Genomic DNA, 21,466 nt, shown 5'->3' with positions numbered 1-21,466 from the left:
ATAGAGGATAAAAAAAGGATTAGAATCGCAAAGTGCGTTTCTAATCCCAGTTATCATTATAGCGTATAAATCGGTGTCGCTTGTGCTTTGTCAGTATCACATAATTTAACGTCATTTACGGTATCAATATCGTGTTCACGTAAAATCTGTCCGACACTCATACGTGCTAAATCTTTCATATTATTGTCTTGTGAGAGATGTGATAAATAGATGCGTTTCGTTTGTCCTGTAATGACGTCTGTCATCGCATGTGCTGCGTCTTCATTTGAGACGTGACCCATATCACTTAAAATCCGTTGTTTCGTTTTCCATGGGTAGCGACACATGCGTAACATATCAACGTCGTGATTACTTTCAAAAATAAATGCATCGCTACCACGAATCATGCCTTTCATACGGTCAGACACATAGCCTGTATCCGTAATCAGTGTTAGTTTTTTATAGTCATTATGGAAAATGTAAAATTGTGGATCTATCGCATCATGAGACACGTTAAAGGATTCCACATCAAACCCAGCGATTGATTTCGTTTCGTATGGATTGAAAATAAATTTTTGTGCACTTGGAATGCGTGAATCTTTCTTTTCAATACATGTCCATGTTTTTTCATTCGCATAAACAGGCAGGTTGTATTTTCGTGCCAAAACGCCTAATCCTTTAATATGATCGGAATGTTCATGCGTCACTAATATGCCATTTAAATCTGAAATTTTTCGGTCGATTTGATCGAAAAGTGCTTCCATTTTCTTACCTGTTAAACCGACGTCGACCAACAGGCTGCCTTTATCACTCTCTACATAAGTGGCGTTACCTGTACTGCCACTTGCGAGGACACTCATTCGTATCAAGTGACCACCCTTTCTATTATTCTGTAATTTGCGGATTTGATGATACCGCTTCAACATAATACGTATGTTTTTTACCTTTTTTACTAACGGTAATTTCCCAGTTTGCTTGTAATACTTGTACGTTGGTTTCTTTTACTACCGTATAGTACCCCAGTCGAATACTATCAACCGACTGGCCAGCTTTTAAATATTGGTTATAATATAGTGTTTCTATAGCTTCACGCGCACTCATAACTTGACGTGGTTTATTATTTTCACCTTTAGACGGTCGGATGTCTTCCATTGTCGATTGCGTATAAGATTTTGTTTTATTCCCATTAACATCAAAAGACAATCTGGCACGATTATTATTCATGATTGGATACCCATCATATGTTTGTTCATAAATAATTTTACCATCTTGCGTTTCATGATATTGATATTGGCTACCACCGTACACATTAGCATTAATGTACGGTTTTAATATCGAAATGGGATCTTGACTCACATTCACCGCGTGCGTCATCTTTTGCGTTAACGTAAAACCATCTTTACTGGCTTCAGCATTATCATCTTCTTTCACATCTTTTTCAAAATCATGTGAATCTCCAGTGATTAACTGCATTTTGACGCCACTAACATTTGGCATATCTTTTGGCAATTTAATATCTTCTTGTTCAAAATTAACGGCATTGTCGTTTTCTGAATCATTGACGTGCGATTTATTCACTTTATCAACATAAATATAAATTAAACATAAATTTGTCAGGAAGAAGACGACGATGAAAAGGGTTTTGGTTTGTTTCCAGTTCACGGCTTAATCAACTCCCCATCTCGAAATTCATACCAATCATTATCATATTTAATATACCATGTTGGCACAAATTGACTATTATGTTGGATTTCAATCCCATCATTTGAAGATTCTTTCGTAATCATACGGTAGCCGACAATCATTTGTTCTACTTTAGAAAAGTCCACACGACCATTACTTGCCAGCTTTGATCGCACATCTTCTGCAGGTGGCAATGCTCTAGGTTTTTCACCATTATCCACGGTCACATTCGTTTTTAATAATCCACGACTGTATTCGAAAATGCCGCGTTCACCCCAAATCACGCGTATTTGGTTTCGGATTGTTGAGTCAAATATAGGTCTACCATTAATGAACATTTGATAAATCATTTCACCTTTAGACCCATTCGCTTTAAATAAACGAAAATCATCGGTAAAACCACCATGTTTGTTAATGTAATCAAAGGTTCTTGGAATACTGATATTCATATCACGTGTACTATGTTCATCTTCTGATAAATTCGTGTAACTGTATGTTTCTTTATTGGCATCATAATTTACCATGCCCGTATTATTATTGTACGTTGTCGTACCGCTTCTTGTTGTCCGCACAATTGGTGTATCATCAAAAAGAATGGAATTAAGGTCTTCAACATTAATGTTGTTGAAAATCGTACGATACGTGCGTAAATCTTTTGGTGCTTTAGGCGCATATAAATAAGTTGCTTTATTTACTGTTGTTTGGTCCGTCAAAATATCCGTGTAAGGTTCAAGATTAGATGACATCTCATCTAGATGCCCTTTTATTGTTTTAACAGACACATCCGTCGTCATTTTTATAGCACGCTGACGATCCGCATCAATCGCATAGACGTCAACATCATAACGACTGTTCATATCTAAAATAATGCGATTAAATTTAAAATTTGAAGGAACCTTAGCGGGTACATTCATCACTTCATTCAAATACATCGCAAGTGGGGTGTCTGTCGGGTAGTCTAAAATAACAAGATGATCACTTAATGTATCTAATGATAAAACATGATCATTTGAAAATTCTTCTACTTTAGAAATGTGATGCTTACTAAAGAGATTGGCAAGTTCATTGACCGATGGGGTCGCAGAAGATCCTTCTATTTTACCTTGGTCTACATGCACCATTTGATTTGGGGTCATCACTTGCGCCGCTTCCTTATCGTAACGCGCACCTATGGCTTTCGTATTTTCATGATGTGGGTCGCTATATGTATCTGCCACATCAGGAGAAAAATTCCAAATCTTTACAGTTAGAATAATACTCATTAAAACAAGGAGTCCTAAGATGATGGATTTGATGAGTTCTTTAGTCTGCATCCCAATCACCATCTTCAATAATTTCACACGGTAATGTTATAAAAATAGAGGTACCTTGCCCTTCCACACTATTTGCCCAAATGCGCCCGTTGTGTGCTTCTACAATTTCTTTTGAAATCGCAAGACCAAGACCTGTTCCACCCATCTTACGTGTCCGTGCTTTATCTACTCGGAAAAAGCGGTCAAAGATTTTGTCCACTTTGTTTATCGGGATACCAATCCCATTATCTTTAATACGCACTGTCACACGATTATGCACCGCATTTTGTTTCACGTGAAACTCTACACGTTTCTCACCGCGAGAATATTTAATTGCATTTGTAATCACGTTATCAAATACTTGCGTCATCTTGTCTGGATCGATTTCTGTAAATATAGATTTATGCGGGATATCGCGCACAAATGTTGTGTCTTTGGCAGACATCTCATGTCGATTGATGATTTTATTGACAAACATGTTAAAATCAACAATTTCTTTCGTAATTTGTTCTGTTTCATTATCCATTTTAGATAAATGAAGTAAATCATTAACGAGACGAATCATACGCTCTGTTTCTTCTCGTGTCACAGATAAAAATTGAGGCGCAATCGACTCATCTTTCCACGCGCCTTCTTCTAAAGCTTCGATGTAACTGTTCATCGATGTCAGTGGCGTACGTAATTCGTGTGACACGTTCGCAACGAACTCACGACGTTCTTTTTCTACTTGTTGTTGTTCAGTAACATCATGTAACACGGCAATATAACCGGTTACGAAACCAGTATGTTGAACGATATTACTAAAGTTCACTCGCGCAATAATGCCTTCATCCTCATTAATATCAAGAAGAAAACTATCATGATTGTCGCTTAATTCTTCTAACGTATACGTATCACGTAAATCTAAAATATCAAATATATGTTGCCCAGTAACATCTTCTTTCATCTTACCGAGCATTTTAAGCGCCATGTCATTGATAATACGCACACGCCCTCGACGGTCTGTCGCAATGATACCGTCACTCATGTGTGTGATAACAGAGTCTAAACGACGCTTTTCACTTTCAGTATTCGCTTGTGCTTCTTGCACACGTTTGGACAAGTTATTGAATGCTAATGCCAACTCACCAATCTCGTCATTGCCGTAGATTTTCACACGTTGCGTGTAATTCCCTTTCGACATTTCAACCGTTTGGTTACGCATATCTGTAATCGGTTTCGTAATTGTACGTGCAATAAAGAATCCCAATATAACTGTAATAATTAAAGAAATTAAAGTCCCAACAATAAAAATTTGATTAATATTATTAAGCTGGTCATAAACTTGGTTAATGTTGGATTCGATGTATATATCACCTATCAATCCTTTATTCGTTGTGACAGGCATATTTTTAACCCAAACCCGTTGCTTTCCTTCGCCATAATCTTTAAGAACCGTATCCGAATTTTCTTGTCCGAGTGAAAGCGCCTTTTGAATTGAACTTTCATTCGCTTTTTGATTAATCATATGACGATTGGATTGTTTAGACGTCGCTAAAATGATTTGATCTGTATCAATGAAGCGTATTTCAATCATTTCATTACGGTTGGCATATTCATTTAAAAGATTTTGAATATCTTTTTGAGTATTCGTCGTGCCATTCTCGTCCGCATATATTTTCTCAATACTGAGCTCAATTTGTTTCGCATTTTGAGAAATATTGGTTTTAAAGGTATCGGTCATTTCTTTTTCAAGACTGTTCGTAAAATAAAGACCGATAATTTGCATACCGATAATGATAAGTAACACATAAACAATAACGAGCTTCGTGTGAAGGGATTGAAATTGTTTTAACCACTTCATATTAAGCTTCCTCTAATCATGTTGTTGAAGAAAATAGCCTACACCACGACGTGTAACAATGTAGTCCGGGTGAGACGGATCATCTTCAATTTTTTCACGTAGACGACGAATCGTTACGTCAACAGTACGTACGTCGCCAAAATAATCATAACCCCACACCGTTTGAAGTAAATGTTCACGTGTCATTACTTGACCCATATGATTTGCTAAGTAATGGAATAATTCAAATTCACGATGCGTTAAATCAATATCTTCGCCACGTTTTTTAATCGAATACGCATCTGGGTAAATGACGATATCTTTAATCGTAATATCGTTAGATTGTACTTCTGTATCTTGTGTAGGTTGTGTGTAATGGCGACGTAAGTTCGCTTTCACACGCGCAATGAGTTCACGTGTACTAAATGGTTTCGTAACATAGTCATCTGCGCCTAACTCAAGACCAAGAACTTTATCAATTTCTGAGTCTTTCGCTGTTAACATAATGATTGGCATTTCGTATTTTTTACGTACTTCACGGCATACTTCCATACCGTCTCGACCAGGTAACATAATGTCTAGTAAGACAATATCTGGTTCTTTTTCATAAATTAAATCCACGGCATCATCACCGTCGTAGGCTACGTATACTTCGTAACCTTCTTTCTTCAAGTTAAATTCTAATATATCCGCAATTGGTTTTTCATCGTCGACTACGACTACTTTTCTCGCCATATGCTTTGACCCCATTTCATATTAAAGTGCAAAATTATACGTTTCCAATTGGCATAATCCTATACCTTATAATGTATCACTTCTAAAGTGCAAATTCTATCATTTACTTTATTCAACATTAATACAAATTAAAAAAGCAACACTATGATAATCGCATGGTTGTCATAGGTTGCTGTGAAAGTATTGTATGGTTGGAGATGTGTTTGAATCAAAAAAATGCCCATCCATATTTGGATGAGCAAGTAGCGGTCCCGACGGGAATCGAACCCGCGATCTCCTGCGTGACAGGCAGGCGTGTTAAACCGCTCCACTACGGGACCATATCATGGTGACTCCTACGGGACTCGAACCCGTGTTACCGCCGTGAAAGGGCGGTGTCTTAACCGCTTGACCAAGGAGCCTCTTTTGAACACAAGATTGATTATAGCACCCCATTTTCATGATGGCAAGATAAATTTTAAATTTTTTTCAATAATTTTTCACACACGCTTTACAAACGCAACACAATACCTTCAAACCCCTTTATATCAACGATTCACTCTCATCTTTTTTACACTTTTATCTCTCTCAAACACCTTATCACATCAATTAAATGATAAAAGTTAGTTTCATCATTATTGAAATTAATGTAATTCATAAACAATACCTATGTCATCATGCCATAACGGGTATAACATACGAGTAGATTTTAAGGAGGGACTACGCACATGCCAAAAAAGCAACAAGCTAGTATAAATTTTAGTAATCAAAAAAATAGAAAGTCTTTTGTCTATAAAGCACTGTATCAACTCAATGATGTCGTACTTGGCCTCATTTTTTAATCGGTAGTTTTTTATTTTTCTCTGATTCGACCGTATTTCAAGGTACTGTATTATTCGTTATTGGGAGTATTCAGATGATTATTCGTCCACTTATCGCTATGATTCATGATCTTCATATGGCAATGATAGACCGGAATGAACAACAACACTAATATACAAAAAAAGCCAGCAAATCCATTGATTTGCCGGCTTTCATATACTGCAAGTCAGTCTTACCGTTATATTGCGGTTAGACTTACCTCAGACGAATTAAACCCATAATTTTTCAACAATGTTCGTTTGATTACGGTCTGGACCTACAGAGAAGATTGAAATGTGAACGTTACATAATTCAGAAATACGTTCTAAATAACGACGCGCGTTATCAGGTAATTCATCTAAACTACGTACACCTGTTATATCTTCTGTCCAACCAGGTAATTCTTCAAAAATTGGTTTACAACGTTTTAAGTCATTTAGGTTCGCTGGGTATTCTGTAATTTCTTTACCATCAAGCTCATACGCTGTACAGATTTTAACTGTATCTAAACCTGTTAATACGTCGATAGAGTTGATTGATAAATCTGTAATCCCACTTACACGACGAGAGTGACGTAACACGACTGAGTCAAACCAACCTACACGACGTGGACGTCCTGTAGTTGTACCGTATTCACGTCCAACCTCACGAATGTGATGTCCTTCTTCATTAAATAATTCAGTTGGGAATGGACCATCACCAACACGAGAAGTATACGCTTTACATACACCTACTACTTTAGATACGTGAGTCGGGCCTACACCTGTACCTACTGTTACGTTACCCGCAACTGGGTTACTAGATGTTACAAAAGGATACGTACCGTGATCGATGTCTAACATCACACCTTGCGCACCTTCAAATAAAACTTTTTCGTCAGCCACAAATGCATCATCTAACACTTTAGCTGTGTCAGTAACATATTGTGCCAAACGTTGACCCGCTTCGTAATACGGTTCGAAAATTTCTTCAAACGATGGTGCATCTTGATTAAACATGCCTTGAAAATAGTCATTTTTATAAGCTAAGTTTTCTTTTAAGCGTTGTTCAAAAACTTCTTTATCTAGAAGGTCTGCCATACGAATACCGATACGTTGTGCTTTATCTACGTATGCTGGGCCGATACCTTTTTTCGTAGTACCGATTTTGTTATCACCACGACGCTCTTCTTCTAATTCGTCTTGTTTTAAGTGGTATGGAAGGATGACGTGAGCACGGTTAGAAATGCGCAGATTGTCAGTCGCAATTCCACGTTCATTTAAGCCATCTAATTCTTTTAATAAAGCAACAGGATCTACAACGACACCATTACCAATAACAGATAATTTTTCTTTATAGAAAATACCTGATGGTACTAAGTGAAGTTTGTATGTTTCACCATCAAATTTAATTGTATGTCCTGCATTATTACCGCCTGAAAAACGTGTAATGACATCTGCTTGTTCTGCTAAAAAGTCTGTAATTTTACCTTTTCCTTCGTCTCCCCATTGTGTCCCAACTACTACGATTGATGACATAAGAGCACCTCCAACGTTTTCTCGATTAACCAAAGTGTATTTTACCAGTATGACAGATGGAATGCAAACCAAAAAACGAACGTTAAAATCTATGAAAATTTTCATGACCTTGTTGAGTCGAATGTCTCCTCAAGCTTATGACAGCGCATTATTATAGCGTTTATCGTACAAAATAAACATTTCAAAATCCATACTTAACACAAAATACAATCGAAAAATCAATTAAAAAACCGTACATTAAACAATTAAATAGTTTTAATGTACGGAAAAATTATTTTTTAGACTTAAATTTGTCACATTTTATTTAACCCATATCGGCATGTGCATACTCAATATCTGTAAATTTATTATATTGTTTCATGAAGTGCAATTTCACTGTCCCTGTAGGACCGTTACGTTGCTTGGCAATAATAATTTCAATTTCACCATTTTCATCATTTGTTTGTGGTTCAAACCCTGCGTCGTCATCATCTTCATCGCCATCACCGCGATTATAATAATCATCACGATATAAAAAGGCAACAATGTCGGCATCTTGTTCAATTGATCCAGATTCACGAATATCACTCATCATTGGTCGCTTATCTTGACGTTGCTCCACACCACGTGATAACTGACTCAATGCAATTACAGGACACTCTAACTCACGGGCAATCCCTTTTAGCATACGTGAAATCTCAGAAACTTCTTGTTGACGGTTATCAGATGCACGCGAACCACTTCCTTGAATCAACTGTAAATAGTCAATCACAATCATATCAAGTCCATGTTCTTGCTTCAATCGACGACATTTGGAACGTAAATCTGTAATACGAATCCCTGGTGTATCATCGATAAATATCTTTGTACGAGAAAGTTTACCGACCGCAACTGTAAATCGGTTCCAGTCTTCTTCCGTCATTGTTCCAGTACGTAAACGGTTAGAATCTACATTTCCGGAACTACATATCATACGTGTTGCCAGTTGGTCTGCACCCATCTCGAGTGAGAAAATACCGACCGTATATTGATCTTCGTGGGTTGCCACTTTTTGCGCAATATTTAATGCGAAGGCAGTCTTACCTACCGATGGACGTGCCGCTAAAATGATTAAATCGTTACGGTTAAATCCTGCTGTCATTTGGTCAAGATCACGATAACCTGTAGGAATCCCTGGCGTTTGCCCACTATTTTGATCAAGCGCTTCTGCATTATCATACACTTGTCCTAGAACGTCACGAATATCTTTAAAACCATCACTTTCTCGTGTTGACGATAGTTCTAAAATACGACGTTCCGCATCATTTAAAACGGTATCAATATCTAACTCATCATTATATCCATCATTCGCGATACTATCAGCAGTGTGAATTAATTTACGCTTAACCGCATTTTTAAAGACAACATCGGTATAATATTGAATATTTCGTGTCGTCGGGACATTTGACGTAATTTCAGCAAGATACTGTGGTCCCCCGGATTCACTGATGACCCCATCTTGAGTGAGACGGTCTAACACCGTTACGATATCAATGTCATTACCGTCCTCATTAAGGTTCATCATCGCACGGAAAATATGTTGATGGGCAGTGCGATAGAACGATTCAGGTAATAAAATTTCTTGTGTTGAAGACATTAATTCAGGATCTAAAAATATCGCACCTAAAACGGATTGTTCCGCTTCATTACTATGTGGCATTTGTTGATGCTCATACATTCCATCCATGCGATTAACCTCCCTACGTGCTTTTATATACTTTACATATTTTAACACTAGTTAGAGTTCATTCCTAGAAAATTAATAGATGTCATAAAGGATTTGAAAAATAAGACTGTAAGTTACGTAAATAATGTAATAAAACCAAAAACGTTTTAATGAACAGTTGAATCTGCTAAAACATACTTTGTTGATAATGAATAATTTCCATTGATTAATTTATTGAAGCATGTTTACTTTCAACATTTCAATTTTATAAAAATAGGACTGAAACATTTGTTTCAGCCCTAAGTAAAATATCTATTTTTCCACTGTATGCACGCGAATTACGCCTTCAACTTCTTTGTGTAGCTTAACTGGTACGTTCGTATAACCTAATGCTTGAATACCGTGTGAAAGCTCCATTTTGCGCTTATCAATTTTAATGCCATGTTGTTTATTTAATGCTTCGGCAATTTGTTTTGTACTCACAGATCCGAATAATTTGCCACTTTCACCTGATTTGGCAGTAACTTCAACTTCTAATGATTCAAGTTTGGCTTTTAGTGCCTTCGCATCATCAAGTTCTTGTTGTTTATCTTTTTCAATGCGTTTATTTTGTTGTTCTAATTTTTTCAAGTTACCTGGTGTCGCTTCAACAGCATAATTGTTTTTAATTAAAAAGTTATTGGCATATCCAACAGGTACGTCTTTGACTTCACCTTTTTTACCTTTACCTTTAACATCTTGTGTGAAAATTACTTTCATGCATTGTCACTCCTATCGATTTGTTCTTGGATGGCTTGTTTTAATTGTGCAATGGCTTCTTCGACTGTGACGTCTTTCATTTGTGTAGCCGCATTCGTTAAATGGCCACCACCGCCAAGTGCTTCCATTGTAAGCTGAACGTTAAATTCACCTAATGATCGTGCTGAAATCCCTACAAGGTCATCTTCACGTTTAGCGATGACGTAAGAGGCTTCAACACCATCTAAACTTAATAGCTCATCTGCAGCTTGTGCCACCGTTACAGGATGATATATTTGATGCTCTTCACCGTGTGCAATGGCTATACCATTATCTTGTAAATCTACTGTACGAATCAACTCTGTCCGTTTAATATACGTTTCAATATCATCTTTTAAGAAATGTTGCGTTAAGATGGTATCGGCACCATGCGCACGCAAATAGCTCGCAGCGTCAAATGTTCGTGAGCCTGTACGTAATGTAAAGTTACGCGTATCAACAATAATACCGGCGTACATCACTGTTGATTCTAAACGTGTTAAACGTTGTTCTGTCGTTTGATATTCTAATAACTCTGTCACAAGTTCGGCTGTCGAACTTGCATAAGGTTCCATATAAACGAGTAAAGGATTAGAAATAAATTCCTCTCCACGTCGATGATGATCAATAACGACCTTACGATTGGCTTTATTTAATATATCTTTATCAATGACCATTTCAGGTTTATGCGTATCGACAATGACTAATGTCGTTTTACTTGTCATCATATCCCATGCTTCGTCAGACGTAATAAAACGTTCCTTAAGCTCTGGTTTTTGATCAATTTCGTCCATGACGCGTCGCAATGTCGGATCTATGTCAGATTCATTCAATATGATATAGGACTCAAGATTATTCATCATCGCAAAACGGGTCACACCAACAGCCGCACCAATGGCATCTAAATCTGGACGCGTATGGCCCATTACAATGACTTTATCACCTTCAAGTAAAATATCTTTTAAGGCGTGTGAAATAACGCGGGCTCTTACACGTGTACGTTTTTCCATCGGGTCAGTCTTACCTCCATAAAAACGCACATTGCCATTCATCGTTTTAATCGCTACTTGGTCACCGCCTCGACCTAAAGCAAGGTCAAGACCAGATTGAGACATCTCACCTAAATCGATGAGGTTTTCGGAACCTTCACCCACACCAATACTTAATGTGAGTTGTGCACGGTAACCCACACTTTTTTCTCGTAGCTGACTTAAAATATCAAAATTTGTGTCTTCAATTTCTCGTAAAATGCGTCGGTTTAAATACGCTACGAACTGATCTGAACTATAACGTTTAAAATACACATTATGTTCTTGTGCCCATCGACTAATGACACGCGTAACCATTGAGTTAATTTCCGAACGTTGTGTATCGTTCATATTTTGCGTAATCTCATCATAGTTATCTAAAAAGAGCGTCGCAATAATCGGTTGTTCATCGTCATATGCTTGTCTAATCTCTGCTTCTTCTGAAACATCGAGAAAATACAAAATACCTTCATCTTTTGAATATTTAACGCGATAGGTATAGCCGTTATTCATAATTTCTATTTCTTTTGCTTTTTCAAGCTGTTTTAAAATATTCGGATATACTTCGTTAATTGGATCAGAAATAACGTTCCGCTCTGTACGTTCCGTTAAGAATTTGTTCATCCACTCAATTTGATCATGTTGATTTAATACTATGATACCTATAGGCATATTTTTGATAGCGCGATCACTTGCTAACGTTACCTTGCCACTTAAATCATCTAAATAAGTATCAAATCGTTTAAAAATCCATCTAAATAGAAAAACACAAATAATCAATACGATAAATAACGTAATCGCAGCAATAAACCCGTACAACACACTAAAGAAAAAGCTCACACCGACACTCGCTATTGCCATTAATGTAATGAATATAAAAGGGAGGAGTAACGATTTCTTTACCGACTGACGTTTCATTTTGTCACCTCTTAACGTTTTTTAAGCATGCTTTTTAAATTCAATCCTAAATCTAGTAAACCAATGAGTCGTGTTAACGGATAAGCGATGATGCCTATAATTATGAGTAAAACTGAAACACCTATTGGAAATTTTTTTATAGAGCAAGCATAATGAATAAAACTTAAACCTTGGATGACAAGCAAGAAACCAAGCACAATAATAAAGTTTTGACTGATGCTATTCGCAGTCGTTGAAGGTTCTGTCACAATGCTAACTAATAACGCAATGGCATAGATGATAAAAATAGATTTTCTTAATTGCCATAAATATAAAGGGCGATACACGGGTGTGGCCACTTTAAATTGACGCAATATCGGAAACATAATGAGTAATGACAACATAAAAAATAACGTTATGCTTATCACAATAAAACTTGGCATTTGAACGGCCATTTGTTGTACAGATGCTTCTAAGATTTTTGCCGATTGCGCATCTAAGTTTTGCATACGAATCGTTTCATCTACAACGATTTTGTATGGTTCAATTAATTCGTGCGCATAAGGCAGTTTCTTAATACTTTGTAGAAAAATCATTACGCCTAATGTCACTAAACTTGTGACAAATGAGACGACATATAAAATGCGTTCTTTTGACGCTTTAATCAGTAATAATTGACTAATGATTAAACTTGCAAGAAGTAAAATAATCATAAAGGTTTGCACAAATAAACTTCCCGTGATGGTTGCAACCATAATTGAAACCAGCGCAGCAATGCCAAAAGAATATTTAGAACGATACCAAAGAATAATTCCTGGAAGCGGTGCAAAAAATATAACAATTACTCCCAATATAGGTATAAAATGCATCACTAAAGCAACCAAAATTAATGCAATGGTGCCTAATATGGTGTCTTTAGGTTTAATTTTCGAAAACAATAATGCCACTTCCAAACTTAAATTTATAGTCACTATTTTACAGGCTTTGAGAGTGGTTTACAACAGACGTCATGCGTTCGAATTATAGTTTCATATTACGAATAAAATCACGTAACATCCGTTTTTTATCTTTATTTTTAAAGTAAATTTTAAACCTTCGCCAATACACATTTAAAATAGTTTTGAGATAGCTCCTACACATTGTCTTTCTTTATATCGTGTTCTGCTTAATACAAACAATAGGTAAGTTGTATTTCAGTTATCATAACTCAAATACAGCTCATCAACGTGTATCTCATTTACATGATTATAACAAAAATGTAACATATTCGTCTAAATTTAGCGTCTAAATCTTGAAAGTTCTAAGAAGTGGTACAAATAAGGTGCCCAATCATTGAAATTTAACAAAAAGCCATCATGTCCCACATTGTCTGGTACAAAAAAATGACGGTGATATTTAAAATAATCCCCTATCGCCGCGACTTGATCATCGGGATAGAGTAAATCATCAGTAAATCCCATCGTTAACACCTTTGTATCTAACGAACGAAAAACGTGTTCAACGTTTTGACGCCCTCGAAATACATTGTGACTATCTAACACATCTAGCAGTGTGAGGTAACACTTCAAATCAAAAGATGTTTTGAATTTATCACCTTGATGCTTTTGATAGGTTACTACTTCATCCGGCGTAAATCTCGCTTCATAACTTTTAGACGACCGGTAGGTTAAAAAACCTAATTGTCTCGCAATACTTAAGCCTTCCCTTCCTCCTAAATGTATCGCTTGACGTGCGATTTCATTAAATGCGCGTGAATAAGAAGACGTTTTTACGGTTGAAGCCATAATGACTGCCTTTTTCACTTTAAATTTTTGGTTATACAAGAGTTCTAGTACTTGCATACCACCGAGAGAGGCGCCTATCAACACTTCTATCGTTTCAAATTGAAGCGCTTGTAATCCTAATTCAATAGCACAAACGATATCACGGATTGTTAACCTCGAAGGGAATTGTGAATCTGTTAGCCGCGAACTAGATCCAAATGGACTTCCAATCACATTAAATGTTAAAAATTGGTAATCATGTAACGGCATGTAGCCGCCATCAATAATTTCACGCCACCATCCAGGGTTATCTTCTGTACCATAAGTTAAATGGTTTCCTGTTAATGCGTGACATACTAATACCAGAGGTTGTCCTCGATATCCTACATGTTCATATCTCAATTTTAAATCTTGAATCATTTCACCTGATTCTGTTTTAAATTCACCTAAATGCAGTGTATCTACTGTATAATGTGTCAATTTAGCATGCCCTCCCTCTAAACAAAAAAGTTGTACTACCGTCTGTACGGCAATACAACTCATGTTAATCATTGACTTATCACTCGAAACATTCGTTGGTTGTAGCACCGTACTTATCACTAAGTGGTTGCTGAAGCATCACAGGGCCAAATCCCTCAACTTCTCTTAATAAGCTTTCAGTATTCAATTCATTAATTCATATCATAACGTATTCAGAATATTCATGCAAATGTTTACAGAGGTAGAATAAGTCTTAAACATGCAACACTTACCATACCTATAATAACAGCAATGGTTAAACTCCTTGATATCAAAGTAGCGAGGAGTGTTGGTATAACTGCGAATACATAAATCCAGTTTAAGCGAAATCCAAAGTGACCACTTTCTTGAATAATTAATCCATCGACAACTAAGGCAGCAAACAATGTAATTGGTATAAAAGATAACCATTGAATGACTTTTTCAGAAAGTTGTAATTGTGCGATTGCGATGAAAGGCGTAATACGTAATAATAACGTGCCTATACCAGATAGAATAATCGTCCAAAGAATATACATTGTCATCGGTCCATCACCACCCCTATTGCAGCAGTAACCATTGATGTAATTAAAATGGCGATATAAGATGGCATTACAAGACTGAGTACCATCATTTGTATAACGACAATACATACCAATTTTAAATAGAGATGTAACTTTGGTTTCGTAAGACCTTCAAATTGACTTAACATAAGGAAAATAAACATGGCGATAATCGCATAATCCAATCCTAACGCCTCAGGATTCGAAAAGATATCACCAAGTAACGCACCAAGAATACATACAAAAATCCAAAATATGTAAGCTGTTATATTGATGCCATGCATCCAACGTCTCCCGATTACGGCTCCTTTTGTATGTGGTGTAATTGCGATACCAAATGTCTCATCCGTTAATAACGATCCGATACCTATACGATGAGGTAAAGATGTCGCTTTAAAGTTTGGGGCGAGAGTCATACTTAATAAAAACATACGACTGTTAACGACAAGTGCTGTGAGTACAATAATCCATATAGGCGTTTGAACAGCCATTAATGCAATAATGATAAACTGAGCAGCACCTGCATAAACAAGTATAGATAGTAACGCGATGTCTAAAATACTGAAGCCAGATGCAATACCTACGATACCGAAAGAAAAACCAACACCCGCATAACCGAGCAACGTAGGAATACAATCTTTGACACCTTGCCTAAACGAATTGTAAGCCATTGCACCTCACCCCTCCTTAAAATTAAGACTATTTTAGTATAAATCAATAAAAATTACTATAAGGTTAGTCTGAGGTGTGAGTGACGTCAGACTGTCGTTCGTATTAAAAATACTGAATTCTTGCCGATGCTGGATAATTAGTTTTTCCTAATCAAAGATACCTTTAATATCATAAATACGCACTATGTTATTAAAATCCCCTCCCCTACACATTTACGCATAAAAAAACTGGATGTATCTTAATAGACCCATCCAGCTACTCATTTATTAAAATGTGCTTAGCATTAATTTTTGTCAAATTTATTTTGCTTCTGTAATTTTACCTAAGAAGAAACTATCCACTTCAGTTAAACGACCTCTCCATAATGTCGAACCTACAGATGGAATTGGGTGACTACCATTTAAATAAACGCGTGCATCTTTGAGATGAATAAAGTTCGCGCCACCTTCGCTTGATTTCGCAGATTCACTCGCATCTGAAAATTGTTCACTAAATTCTTTAGCAACATCATTGCCATCTTTAAACGATTCACTTAAAGATTTGTAGTAATCCTCAGCAGAAACTAACGTCCCTGAAACAATTGATCCATTAACAAGTAAAGAAATATCTAATGCAAAACCATTTTCATTCGTAGCCTCTACAAAAGATTCTAAAATACCGTCTTTATTCGTCGCTTCACTCATATTGATACCCCCACACGATTATTTTTTAGAAACCGTATCATCATTGATTTCTATTTTAGTTTGAATGCCTTTAGCTTCTTTAGAAACCTCATTTTTCTTGATTTTCACTGATTTTTTGTTTTTCGTCAGTTTATCCCAAAAACCTTTTTTCGGCTCTTTAACAGATAATGCAGTGTCTTGTTTTTCTTCTTCCTCATCATCTTCCGTATCTTCAGAGTCTTCATCTTCTTCAGTTGATTCTTCTTCCTCTGTTTCTGAATCTTCCTCTTCATCCTCTTCTTCTTTTGAGTCCTCGGAGTCTTCTTCTTCAGCTGATTCTTTTTCCTCTGTTTCGGAAGCTTCCTCTTCGTCCTCCTCTTTTGAGTCCTCGGAGTCTTCTTCTTCAGCTGATTCTTTTGAGTCCTCAGAGTCTTCTTCTTCAGCTGATTCTTCTTCTGTATCCTCAGTGTCTTCTTCTTTGTCTTGGGCGTCAGATGCTTCTTTATCATCCGCATCGTTCGCTTTTTCTTTGTCATCAACAGTTTCTGAATCCGAAGTCTCCGCGTCGTCTTCTTTTTCTTGTTTAGACGCTTCTTCGGTTGCTTCTTCATCTTTTACCTCATCATCTTTTTTCTTAGTAGTCGCTTGAGATGACTTGGTAGATTTATGAGTTGTTTCATTATTTTCATCTTTAGTTGAATCATCTTCTGATTTTTTTGTTGTTCTACGACGACGTGTCGTTGATTTACGCTTAGGTTTTTCTTCTGTCTCATCTACTTTTTCACTGTCTTTAGAAGCTGCATCGTCTTTTTTAGAGGATGCAGCTTTCTTCTTAGTTGCAGTAGATTGAGATCTAGCGCGTGTATTTTTCTTTTTTGAAGTTGAAGTTTTAGACGTCTCTTCTTCAGAGTCTTTTTCTTTTGTTTCATTTACTTCAGTTTGATTGTCTTTTTTTGTACTTCTAGGTGAGGTTTTTTTACTTTGTGGCATATCAATCACTTCCTCATTTTCCCGAGAAGCCCCTTTTTCTCTTTCTGCTTCTTCTTCTTTTTTTTTAAATCCTTCTTTTTGTTCGCACCATTTTTACCAAACTTATTCAAAATTGAATCTTTTAAAGAGTCATCTTTGTTTGATTTCTCTTTTTTCTTATTCGTTTTTTTAGATGATTGATCATCTCTTTTAAAACGGTCCAACAAAGAAGGTTTCTCTTTTTCCTTTGTTATTTTAGCTTCTTTTCCATTCTTTTCAGCTTTTTTCGCATCTTTTTTGCGAGCTTTTTCATTTTTTGTTTGATCACCATTTTTTTCACTTTTCTCGGGCTTTTTGAAAATAGTTTTCCCTTTGTTCTTTTTCTCATGATTAGATCCCTCTTCTTTCACTTTTGCTTTTGCCTTTTTCGCATCTGTGCGCGGCGTTTTAGACGCTGATTGTGTTTTCTCTTTCTTATCTTTTTTCAAACTGTTTAATACATTTCCCTTGTTATCTGAGTCTTTCGTTGACGTATCATCATTATGAAAAATACGTGAATTAATTTTCGTTTTTTTCATAGACTTCTTGTCCTTTCTATCGCCCTTGTGATCTTTTTTGAATTTATCCCATAAAGATCCTTTCCGCTTTGTCGCTTTGTTTTTAGTAAATGAACTAAATACTGAGGATTTAGACTTTTTAGATTGAGATTGTTGGTTTAAAAGTTGTGACGTTAAAGATTTCATATGGTCTAACCGATCTTTCGTCATCGTTCCTGATTTCGGATTACTTTTGGACGTAGATAAATAGCCCATTGTAGCACCTAATATGCCACCAACAATCGTTTTCTTAATTATCTTTTCCTTCTCCTTTTGCTTCATCTTTTTGTCCCCCATTCTTTGCTGTCGCTGGTTCTTCTACCTTAGTGTCTTGACTTAACTCATTCGCATTAATTTTACTTTCGAGTGCTTCAATTTTATTCAACAATTCTTGATTTTCGGATTCTAAATCTTTTTGTTGATTCATTTTATTTTCAGTCGCTCTTGAAGTGAGATATGGATCTGTTTCCCACCAATCTAAACCAATTTCTTTCGCTTTATCTACTGAAGCCACAATTAGACGTATTTTAATGGAAAGGAGCTCGACATCAGCAATTCCAACACGAATGTCACCTGCGATTACGACACCTTTATCAAGTACTTTCTCAAGTACTTCCACTAAGTTACTTGATCCATTTTGTGGTAAATTTGGGTCATTTGCCATTGCATTTCACTCCTTTTTGTTGGTATTACATCAATCTGCCTAATGGTCCGAGGTCTATATTTAAATCTTCATCGTCAAAGCCGAAGTGATCTTTAAGCTCGTCCATTTTCTCCTCTAAATCCATTAATGCGACGCCTAATTCTTCAATTTGTTCATCCGTTAAAGTCCCACTTTCAACGCGACGAATGGCATGACGTTCAACAATTTCACGTAACAATTCGATAACAGTTAATACAAGTTGTGCTAATCCATCTTCAGCTTCGTCCTGATTGAAGTTGATGCGTCCGTTTTGGTTCACTTGATTCATCTGTGGCATCGAGCAATTCCCTCCTTTGTCTCTCAAAATCTTCTGATGTTAAATCTCGACGTTCCGTTTCTTGAGTTTGAATTAATTTTTCAACTGAAGAGATGAGTACACGTAAATCCAAGTAAACTAAATCAATATTTGCAATTGAAATAATTAAATCTCCGCGAATAACGACACCTTTATCCAAAATGACATCCAAAACATCAATGAGACCGACTTCTTTATTTTCTATCGTTTCTTTAGTAGATGGCATACGCACATCACCTCACTTCTAGTAAAAAACAGAAAAGTGATAAGCTGGCCATGGCCCATTTGCATCAATTCTCAGTTCTTCACCTTTATTATTTTTCTCCCATTCCGCAATATCAGACTTGAACTGTTCCACTTTGTCTTCTGAAAGGAGATAGACACTATTTAAAATCATATCTTCTTTTAAACCAGTGACATCTTTACTCCAGTTCTTTTTCACTTTTTGCTCTATGGCATAGGATTTAACTTGATTGTGAAGTGACTCGCTAATACGATCTTTTTCATTTTCAAGCTCTGTATCAATCAGCCTGTCAATTTTCTTTTCCTCAAAGAAACGACGACCTTTTGGTAAATTACTGATTTCTTGACGTTTAGCTTCAACTTTTTCATTGTTAACGCTTAATTTGTCCCTCAATTTGCTATCATCACAGTAAATTTTAATTGTCCACTCTTCTTTACCTTGAAGATACGCAAACGTTTCTGTCACTTTGTCTTTCACTTCACCAATCGTTTCTCTTAAATTGTCTTCACTTTTATAAATCGTACAAAATTTAAGTGGGATTAACGTGTAATGTTGATTTAACGTCGAAATGGTTTCATGGTGATGAAAGGCTTTTTCTTGTAGCCATTCCATATCATTATCGACTTTGTCTTCAATAATCGATTCAGAATAAGCTTCACCATCTAATGACGTTACAATTGCCACAATGTCATCATTTACTTTTGAGGTGAATAATTCATGTTCACCATCAAAACCGGTAATAGACGGTAATGGTTCTTTATCAATTTCTGATGCAGGTACTAATGCGTATAAATAAGTTAAGTTTTCCATGTTATCTCTCTTCTTTCTCATCGATTAAGGCTTCCCATTTATCGATTTCTCGTTGTTTTGCAATTTCATAGCGTGCTAATAACACTTCTTCTTGTTCTTTATAAACATCCTCAGGTATTTCCCCTAGTTCAGCCATCATTTGTAGATGAATGAGTTTCTTCTCAATAGTAGGTAAATCGTAAAGTTCTTTATCGGCTTCTTCTTTAACCTTACGTGCTATAGAAGTCAACATTTTAATTGACCCGTATGCTAACATTAAGATCCCTCAATGTTTAATCGGATATTTACAAAGTTATATGCTGGCCATGGACCTGTATATTTGAAGTCCACTTTATCTTGATATTTCTCGTAAAGTTCATTCACTTTTGCATCGAACTTTTCATCTTGATTACGATCGACTAAAAAGGCTGCATTTAATAAAACTTTTTCACCTTGTGGATCGTTCACACGTCCAGCAGTACTTAATTTCTCAAGTGGTTTATAAATATCCGCTTCGATATCTTTTCTAAGACCCTCAATAATTTTTTGAGTTGCCTCACCAAGTTTCATACGATCGAAGTAGCCAGCATCTTTAGATTTACCTTGGACATTTTTACTCATTGATTGGATGTTTGCATTACTTTTTACGGTTGACTCTAAATATTCTTGTTTACCGATGACTTTAAGTCCTAGTTCAAATTTACCCTTAATTTCAGGAAATAATTTCTCAAATTGAGGATAAAGTTTTTCAAGCAAGATTTTGACATCTTCTTTTGATTTGAAAACATTACCAAAACTTACCGGAATCACGGATTCTTTTTCTTCCATCACTTTTGCAACTAATGATTGATGCATCATTAAGTTTTCTTGGTTTGGAGAGTAGATTTTCATCGGTACAGTTGCTGCAACAAATGCCGCATCTTTATAGCGAACAAGATACGTGTCTCTTTCTTCGCCTTCAACTTCTACTGTGCCAAAATTACTGTCATCTTCGGTTTGGATACCACAAAAGATGTAAACGCCCATTTCTTTTTCTTCTGCCATGTGTATAGCCTCCTCTTAACATTGCTACAACTCAATCGTCTTAGAATGAGGGTAGTCTAACCGGTTATAAAAATGACTCATTTTTATAGCCTTTATATTTATTGATCAACCTTACTACGGTAACGAATGCCTTCACGTTTAAAAGAAGTCACTTCTTTATCATCATCTAAAAGCACTGTGTACGTACCAATCATTTGGTCTTTAGCGTAGCGTTTCATATATTCTTTTTCTTCAATCACTTCTACCGTCGCTCTCCATCCAGACTTACCTTCTTCATCTGAGTCACTATCTTCACGACGCTCAACAGACGTTATTTTATAGGGTGGTGCGACATGCTCGTTAAAAAATGATTTAATGTTTTCAAGTAATTCCTTCATAATGTGCAATCCCTCCATAATTCTTTCTAAAAATAAC

22 protein-coding genes, 2 tRNA genes, 2 pseudogenes and 1 riboswitch are annotated in these 21,466 nt (G+C 36.2%); of the genes and pseudogenes, 1 reads left to right on the top strand and 25 read right to left on the bottom strand.

The window, feature by feature from the left end; all coding sequences use genetic code 11:
* Positions 1-56: 56 nt before the first annotated feature.
* The 7 genes from G8Y85_RS02745 to G8Y85_RS02715 all read right to left on the bottom strand — a co-directional run bounded on the left by G8Y85_RS02745 (position 57) and on the right by G8Y85_RS02715 (position 5,912).
* The gene (locus G8Y85_RS02745) at positions 57-905 is read right to left on the bottom strand and encodes an MBL fold metallo-hydrolase (protein ID WP_390901890.1); all 849 of its coding nucleotides are present in this window, start codon (positions 903-905) and stop codon (positions 57-59) included.
* Positions 865-1,641 (bottom strand): two-component system regulatory protein YycI, encoded by a 777-nt coding sequence (locus G8Y85_RS02740; RefSeq protein WP_060552148.1) that lies wholly within the window; start codon positions 1,639-1,641, stop codon positions 865-867. The genes G8Y85_RS02745 and G8Y85_RS02740 overlap by 41 nt, the downstream gene beginning before the upstream one ends.
* Positions 1,638-2,975: a YycH family regulatory protein gene (locus G8Y85_RS02735; protein WP_060552149.1), complete on the bottom strand. Its 1,338-nt coding sequence runs from the start codon at positions 2,973-2,975 to the stop codon at positions 1,638-1,640. The genes G8Y85_RS02740 and G8Y85_RS02735 overlap by 4 nt, the downstream gene beginning before the upstream one ends.
* Entirely contained in the window at positions 2,965-4,797 is a 1,833-nt protein-coding gene (walK, locus tag G8Y85_RS02730) for a cell wall metabolism sensor histidine kinase WalK (protein ID WP_060552150.1), read from the bottom strand. Before walK ends, G8Y85_RS02735 begins: the two co-directional genes overlap by 11 nt.
* A gap of 12 nt (positions 4,798-4,809) precedes the next feature.
* Positions 4,810-5,511, bottom strand: a complete 702-nt coding sequence (yycF, locus tag G8Y85_RS02725) for a response regulator YycF (RefSeq protein WP_037565202.1) — start codon at positions 5,509-5,511, stop codon at positions 4,810-4,812.
* A 246-nt stretch (positions 5,512-5,757) separates the two neighbouring features.
* A tRNA-Asp gene (locus G8Y85_RS02720) sits at positions 5,758-5,831 on the bottom strand.
* A 6-nt stretch (positions 5,832-5,837) separates the two neighbouring features.
* Positions 5,838-5,912, bottom strand: a tRNA-Glu gene (locus tag G8Y85_RS02715).
* Between the two features lie 306 nt (positions 5,913-6,218).
* Between G8Y85_RS02715 and G8Y85_RS02710 the strand changes: the two are divergent.
* Positions 6,219-6,484, top strand: a pseudogene (locus G8Y85_RS02710) (YrhK family protein).
* Between the two features lie 97 nt (positions 6,485-6,581).
* Here G8Y85_RS02710 and G8Y85_RS02705 read toward each other — a convergent pair.
* The 18 genes and pseudogenes from G8Y85_RS02705 to G8Y85_RS02620 form a co-directional block, all read right to left on the bottom strand.
* On the bottom strand, positions 6,582-7,868 hold the full coding sequence (locus G8Y85_RS02705) for an adenylosuccinate synthase (RefSeq protein WP_060552151.1): 1,287 nt from the start codon (positions 7,866-7,868) through the stop codon (positions 6,582-6,584).
* 304 nt (positions 7,869-8,172) lie between these two features.
* Positions 8,173-9,573, bottom strand: a complete 1,401-nt coding sequence (gene dnaB / locus G8Y85_RS02700) for a replicative DNA helicase (protein WP_165805392.1) — start codon at positions 9,571-9,573, stop codon at positions 8,173-8,175.
* A 291-nt stretch (positions 9,574-9,864) separates the two neighbouring features.
* Positions 9,865-10,311, bottom strand: coding sequence for a 50S ribosomal protein L9 (gene rplI / locus G8Y85_RS02695; protein ID WP_037565191.1), 447 nt, complete (start codon positions 10,309-10,311; stop codon positions 9,865-9,867).
* The gene (locus G8Y85_RS02690) at positions 10,308-12,275 is read right to left on the bottom strand and encodes a DHH family phosphoesterase (protein ID WP_085622246.1); all 1,968 of its coding nucleotides are present in this window, start codon (positions 12,273-12,275) and stop codon (positions 10,308-10,310) included. Before G8Y85_RS02690 ends, rplI begins: the two co-directional genes overlap by 4 nt.
* Positions 12,276-12,286: 11 nt before the next feature.
* A complete protein-coding gene (locus G8Y85_RS02685; RefSeq protein ID WP_240928885.1) occupies positions 12,287-13,225 on the bottom strand; it encodes a DUF2232 domain-containing protein in 939 nt (312 codons plus the stop codon).
* A gap of 306 nt (positions 13,226-13,531) precedes the next feature.
* Complete coding sequence (gene metX / locus G8Y85_RS02680) at positions 13,532-14,497, bottom strand: homoserine O-acetyltransferase MetX (protein ID WP_165805397.1); 966 nt, start codon at positions 14,495-14,497, stop codon at positions 13,532-13,534.
* Positions 14,498-14,570: 73 nt separating this feature from the next.
* Positions 14,571-14,672: riboswitch (SAM riboswitch) on the bottom strand.
* A 58-nt stretch (positions 14,673-14,730) separates the two neighbouring features.
* Positions 14,731-15,060, bottom strand: a complete 330-nt coding sequence (locus G8Y85_RS02675; RefSeq protein ID WP_060552155.1) for an AzlD domain-containing protein — start codon at positions 15,058-15,060, stop codon at positions 14,731-14,733.
* Positions 15,057-15,749: an AzlC family ABC transporter permease gene (locus G8Y85_RS02670; protein ID WP_060552156.1), complete on the bottom strand. Its 693-nt coding sequence runs from the start codon at positions 15,747-15,749 to the stop codon at positions 15,057-15,059. The genes G8Y85_RS02675 and G8Y85_RS02670 overlap by 4 nt, the downstream gene beginning before the upstream one ends.
* A 300-nt stretch (positions 15,750-16,049) precedes the next feature.
* Positions 16,050-16,433, bottom strand: a complete 384-nt coding sequence (gene gvpU, locus G8Y85_RS02665) for a gas vesicle accessory protein GvpU (protein WP_060552157.1) — start codon at positions 16,431-16,433, stop codon at positions 16,050-16,052.
* Between the two features lie 18 nt (positions 16,434-16,451).
* Entirely contained in the window at positions 16,452-17,402 is a 951-nt protein-coding gene (locus G8Y85_RS02660; RefSeq protein ID WP_165805391.1) for a hypothetical protein, read from the bottom strand.
* Between the two features lie 5 nt (positions 17,403-17,407).
* Positions 17,408-18,259 (bottom strand): hypothetical protein, encoded by an 852-nt coding sequence (locus G8Y85_RS02655; protein ID WP_165805390.1) that lies wholly within the window; start codon positions 18,257-18,259, stop codon positions 17,408-17,410.
* Positions 18,260-18,329: 70 nt separating this feature from the next.
* Positions 18,330-18,641: pseudogene (locus G8Y85_RS02650) on the bottom strand (gas vesicle protein); the annotation flags it as partial.
* A 25-nt stretch (positions 18,642-18,666) separates the two neighbouring features.
* Positions 18,667-18,957, bottom strand: coding sequence for a gas vesicle protein K (locus G8Y85_RS02645; protein WP_370672133.1), 291 nt, complete (start codon positions 18,955-18,957; stop codon positions 18,667-18,669).
* Entirely contained in the window at positions 18,896-19,201 is a 306-nt protein-coding gene (locus G8Y85_RS02640) for a gas vesicle protein (protein ID WP_037565174.1), read from the bottom strand. Before G8Y85_RS02640 ends, G8Y85_RS02645 begins: the two co-directional genes overlap by 62 nt.
* Before the next feature lie 18 nt (positions 19,202-19,219).
* Positions 19,220-20,029 carry a GvpL/GvpF family gas vesicle protein gene (locus G8Y85_RS02635; RefSeq protein WP_037565172.1) on the bottom strand — a complete coding sequence of 270 codons (810 nt, stop codon included), beginning with the start codon at positions 20,027-20,029 and terminating at the stop codon, positions 19,220-19,222.
* A 1-nt stretch (position 20,030) separates the two neighbouring features.
* Entirely contained in the window at positions 20,031-20,285 is a 255-nt protein-coding gene (locus G8Y85_RS02630; protein ID WP_037565170.1) for a gas vesicle protein GvpG, read from the bottom strand.
* Complete coding sequence (locus tag G8Y85_RS02625) at positions 20,285-21,052, bottom strand: GvpL/GvpF family gas vesicle protein (protein ID WP_037565169.1); 768 nt, start codon at positions 21,050-21,052, stop codon at positions 20,285-20,287. Before G8Y85_RS02625 ends, G8Y85_RS02630 begins: the two co-directional genes overlap by 1 nt.
* A 98-nt stretch (positions 21,053-21,150) precedes the next feature.
* Positions 21,151-21,429: a gas vesicle protein GvpO gene (locus G8Y85_RS02620; protein ID WP_370672132.1), complete on the bottom strand. Its 279-nt coding sequence runs from the start codon at positions 21,427-21,429 to the stop codon at positions 21,151-21,153.
* Positions 21,430-21,466 lie beyond the last annotated feature (37 nt).

Source organism: Staphylococcus sp. 11007852 (genome assembly GCF_011394325.1).
Taxonomy (GTDB): domain Bacteria; phylum Bacillota; class Bacilli; order Staphylococcales; family Staphylococcaceae; genus Staphylococcus; species Staphylococcus agnetis.
The sequence above is the reverse complement of the archived record's forward strand: the minus strand, read 5'-3'. Positions and strand labels throughout refer to the sequence as shown.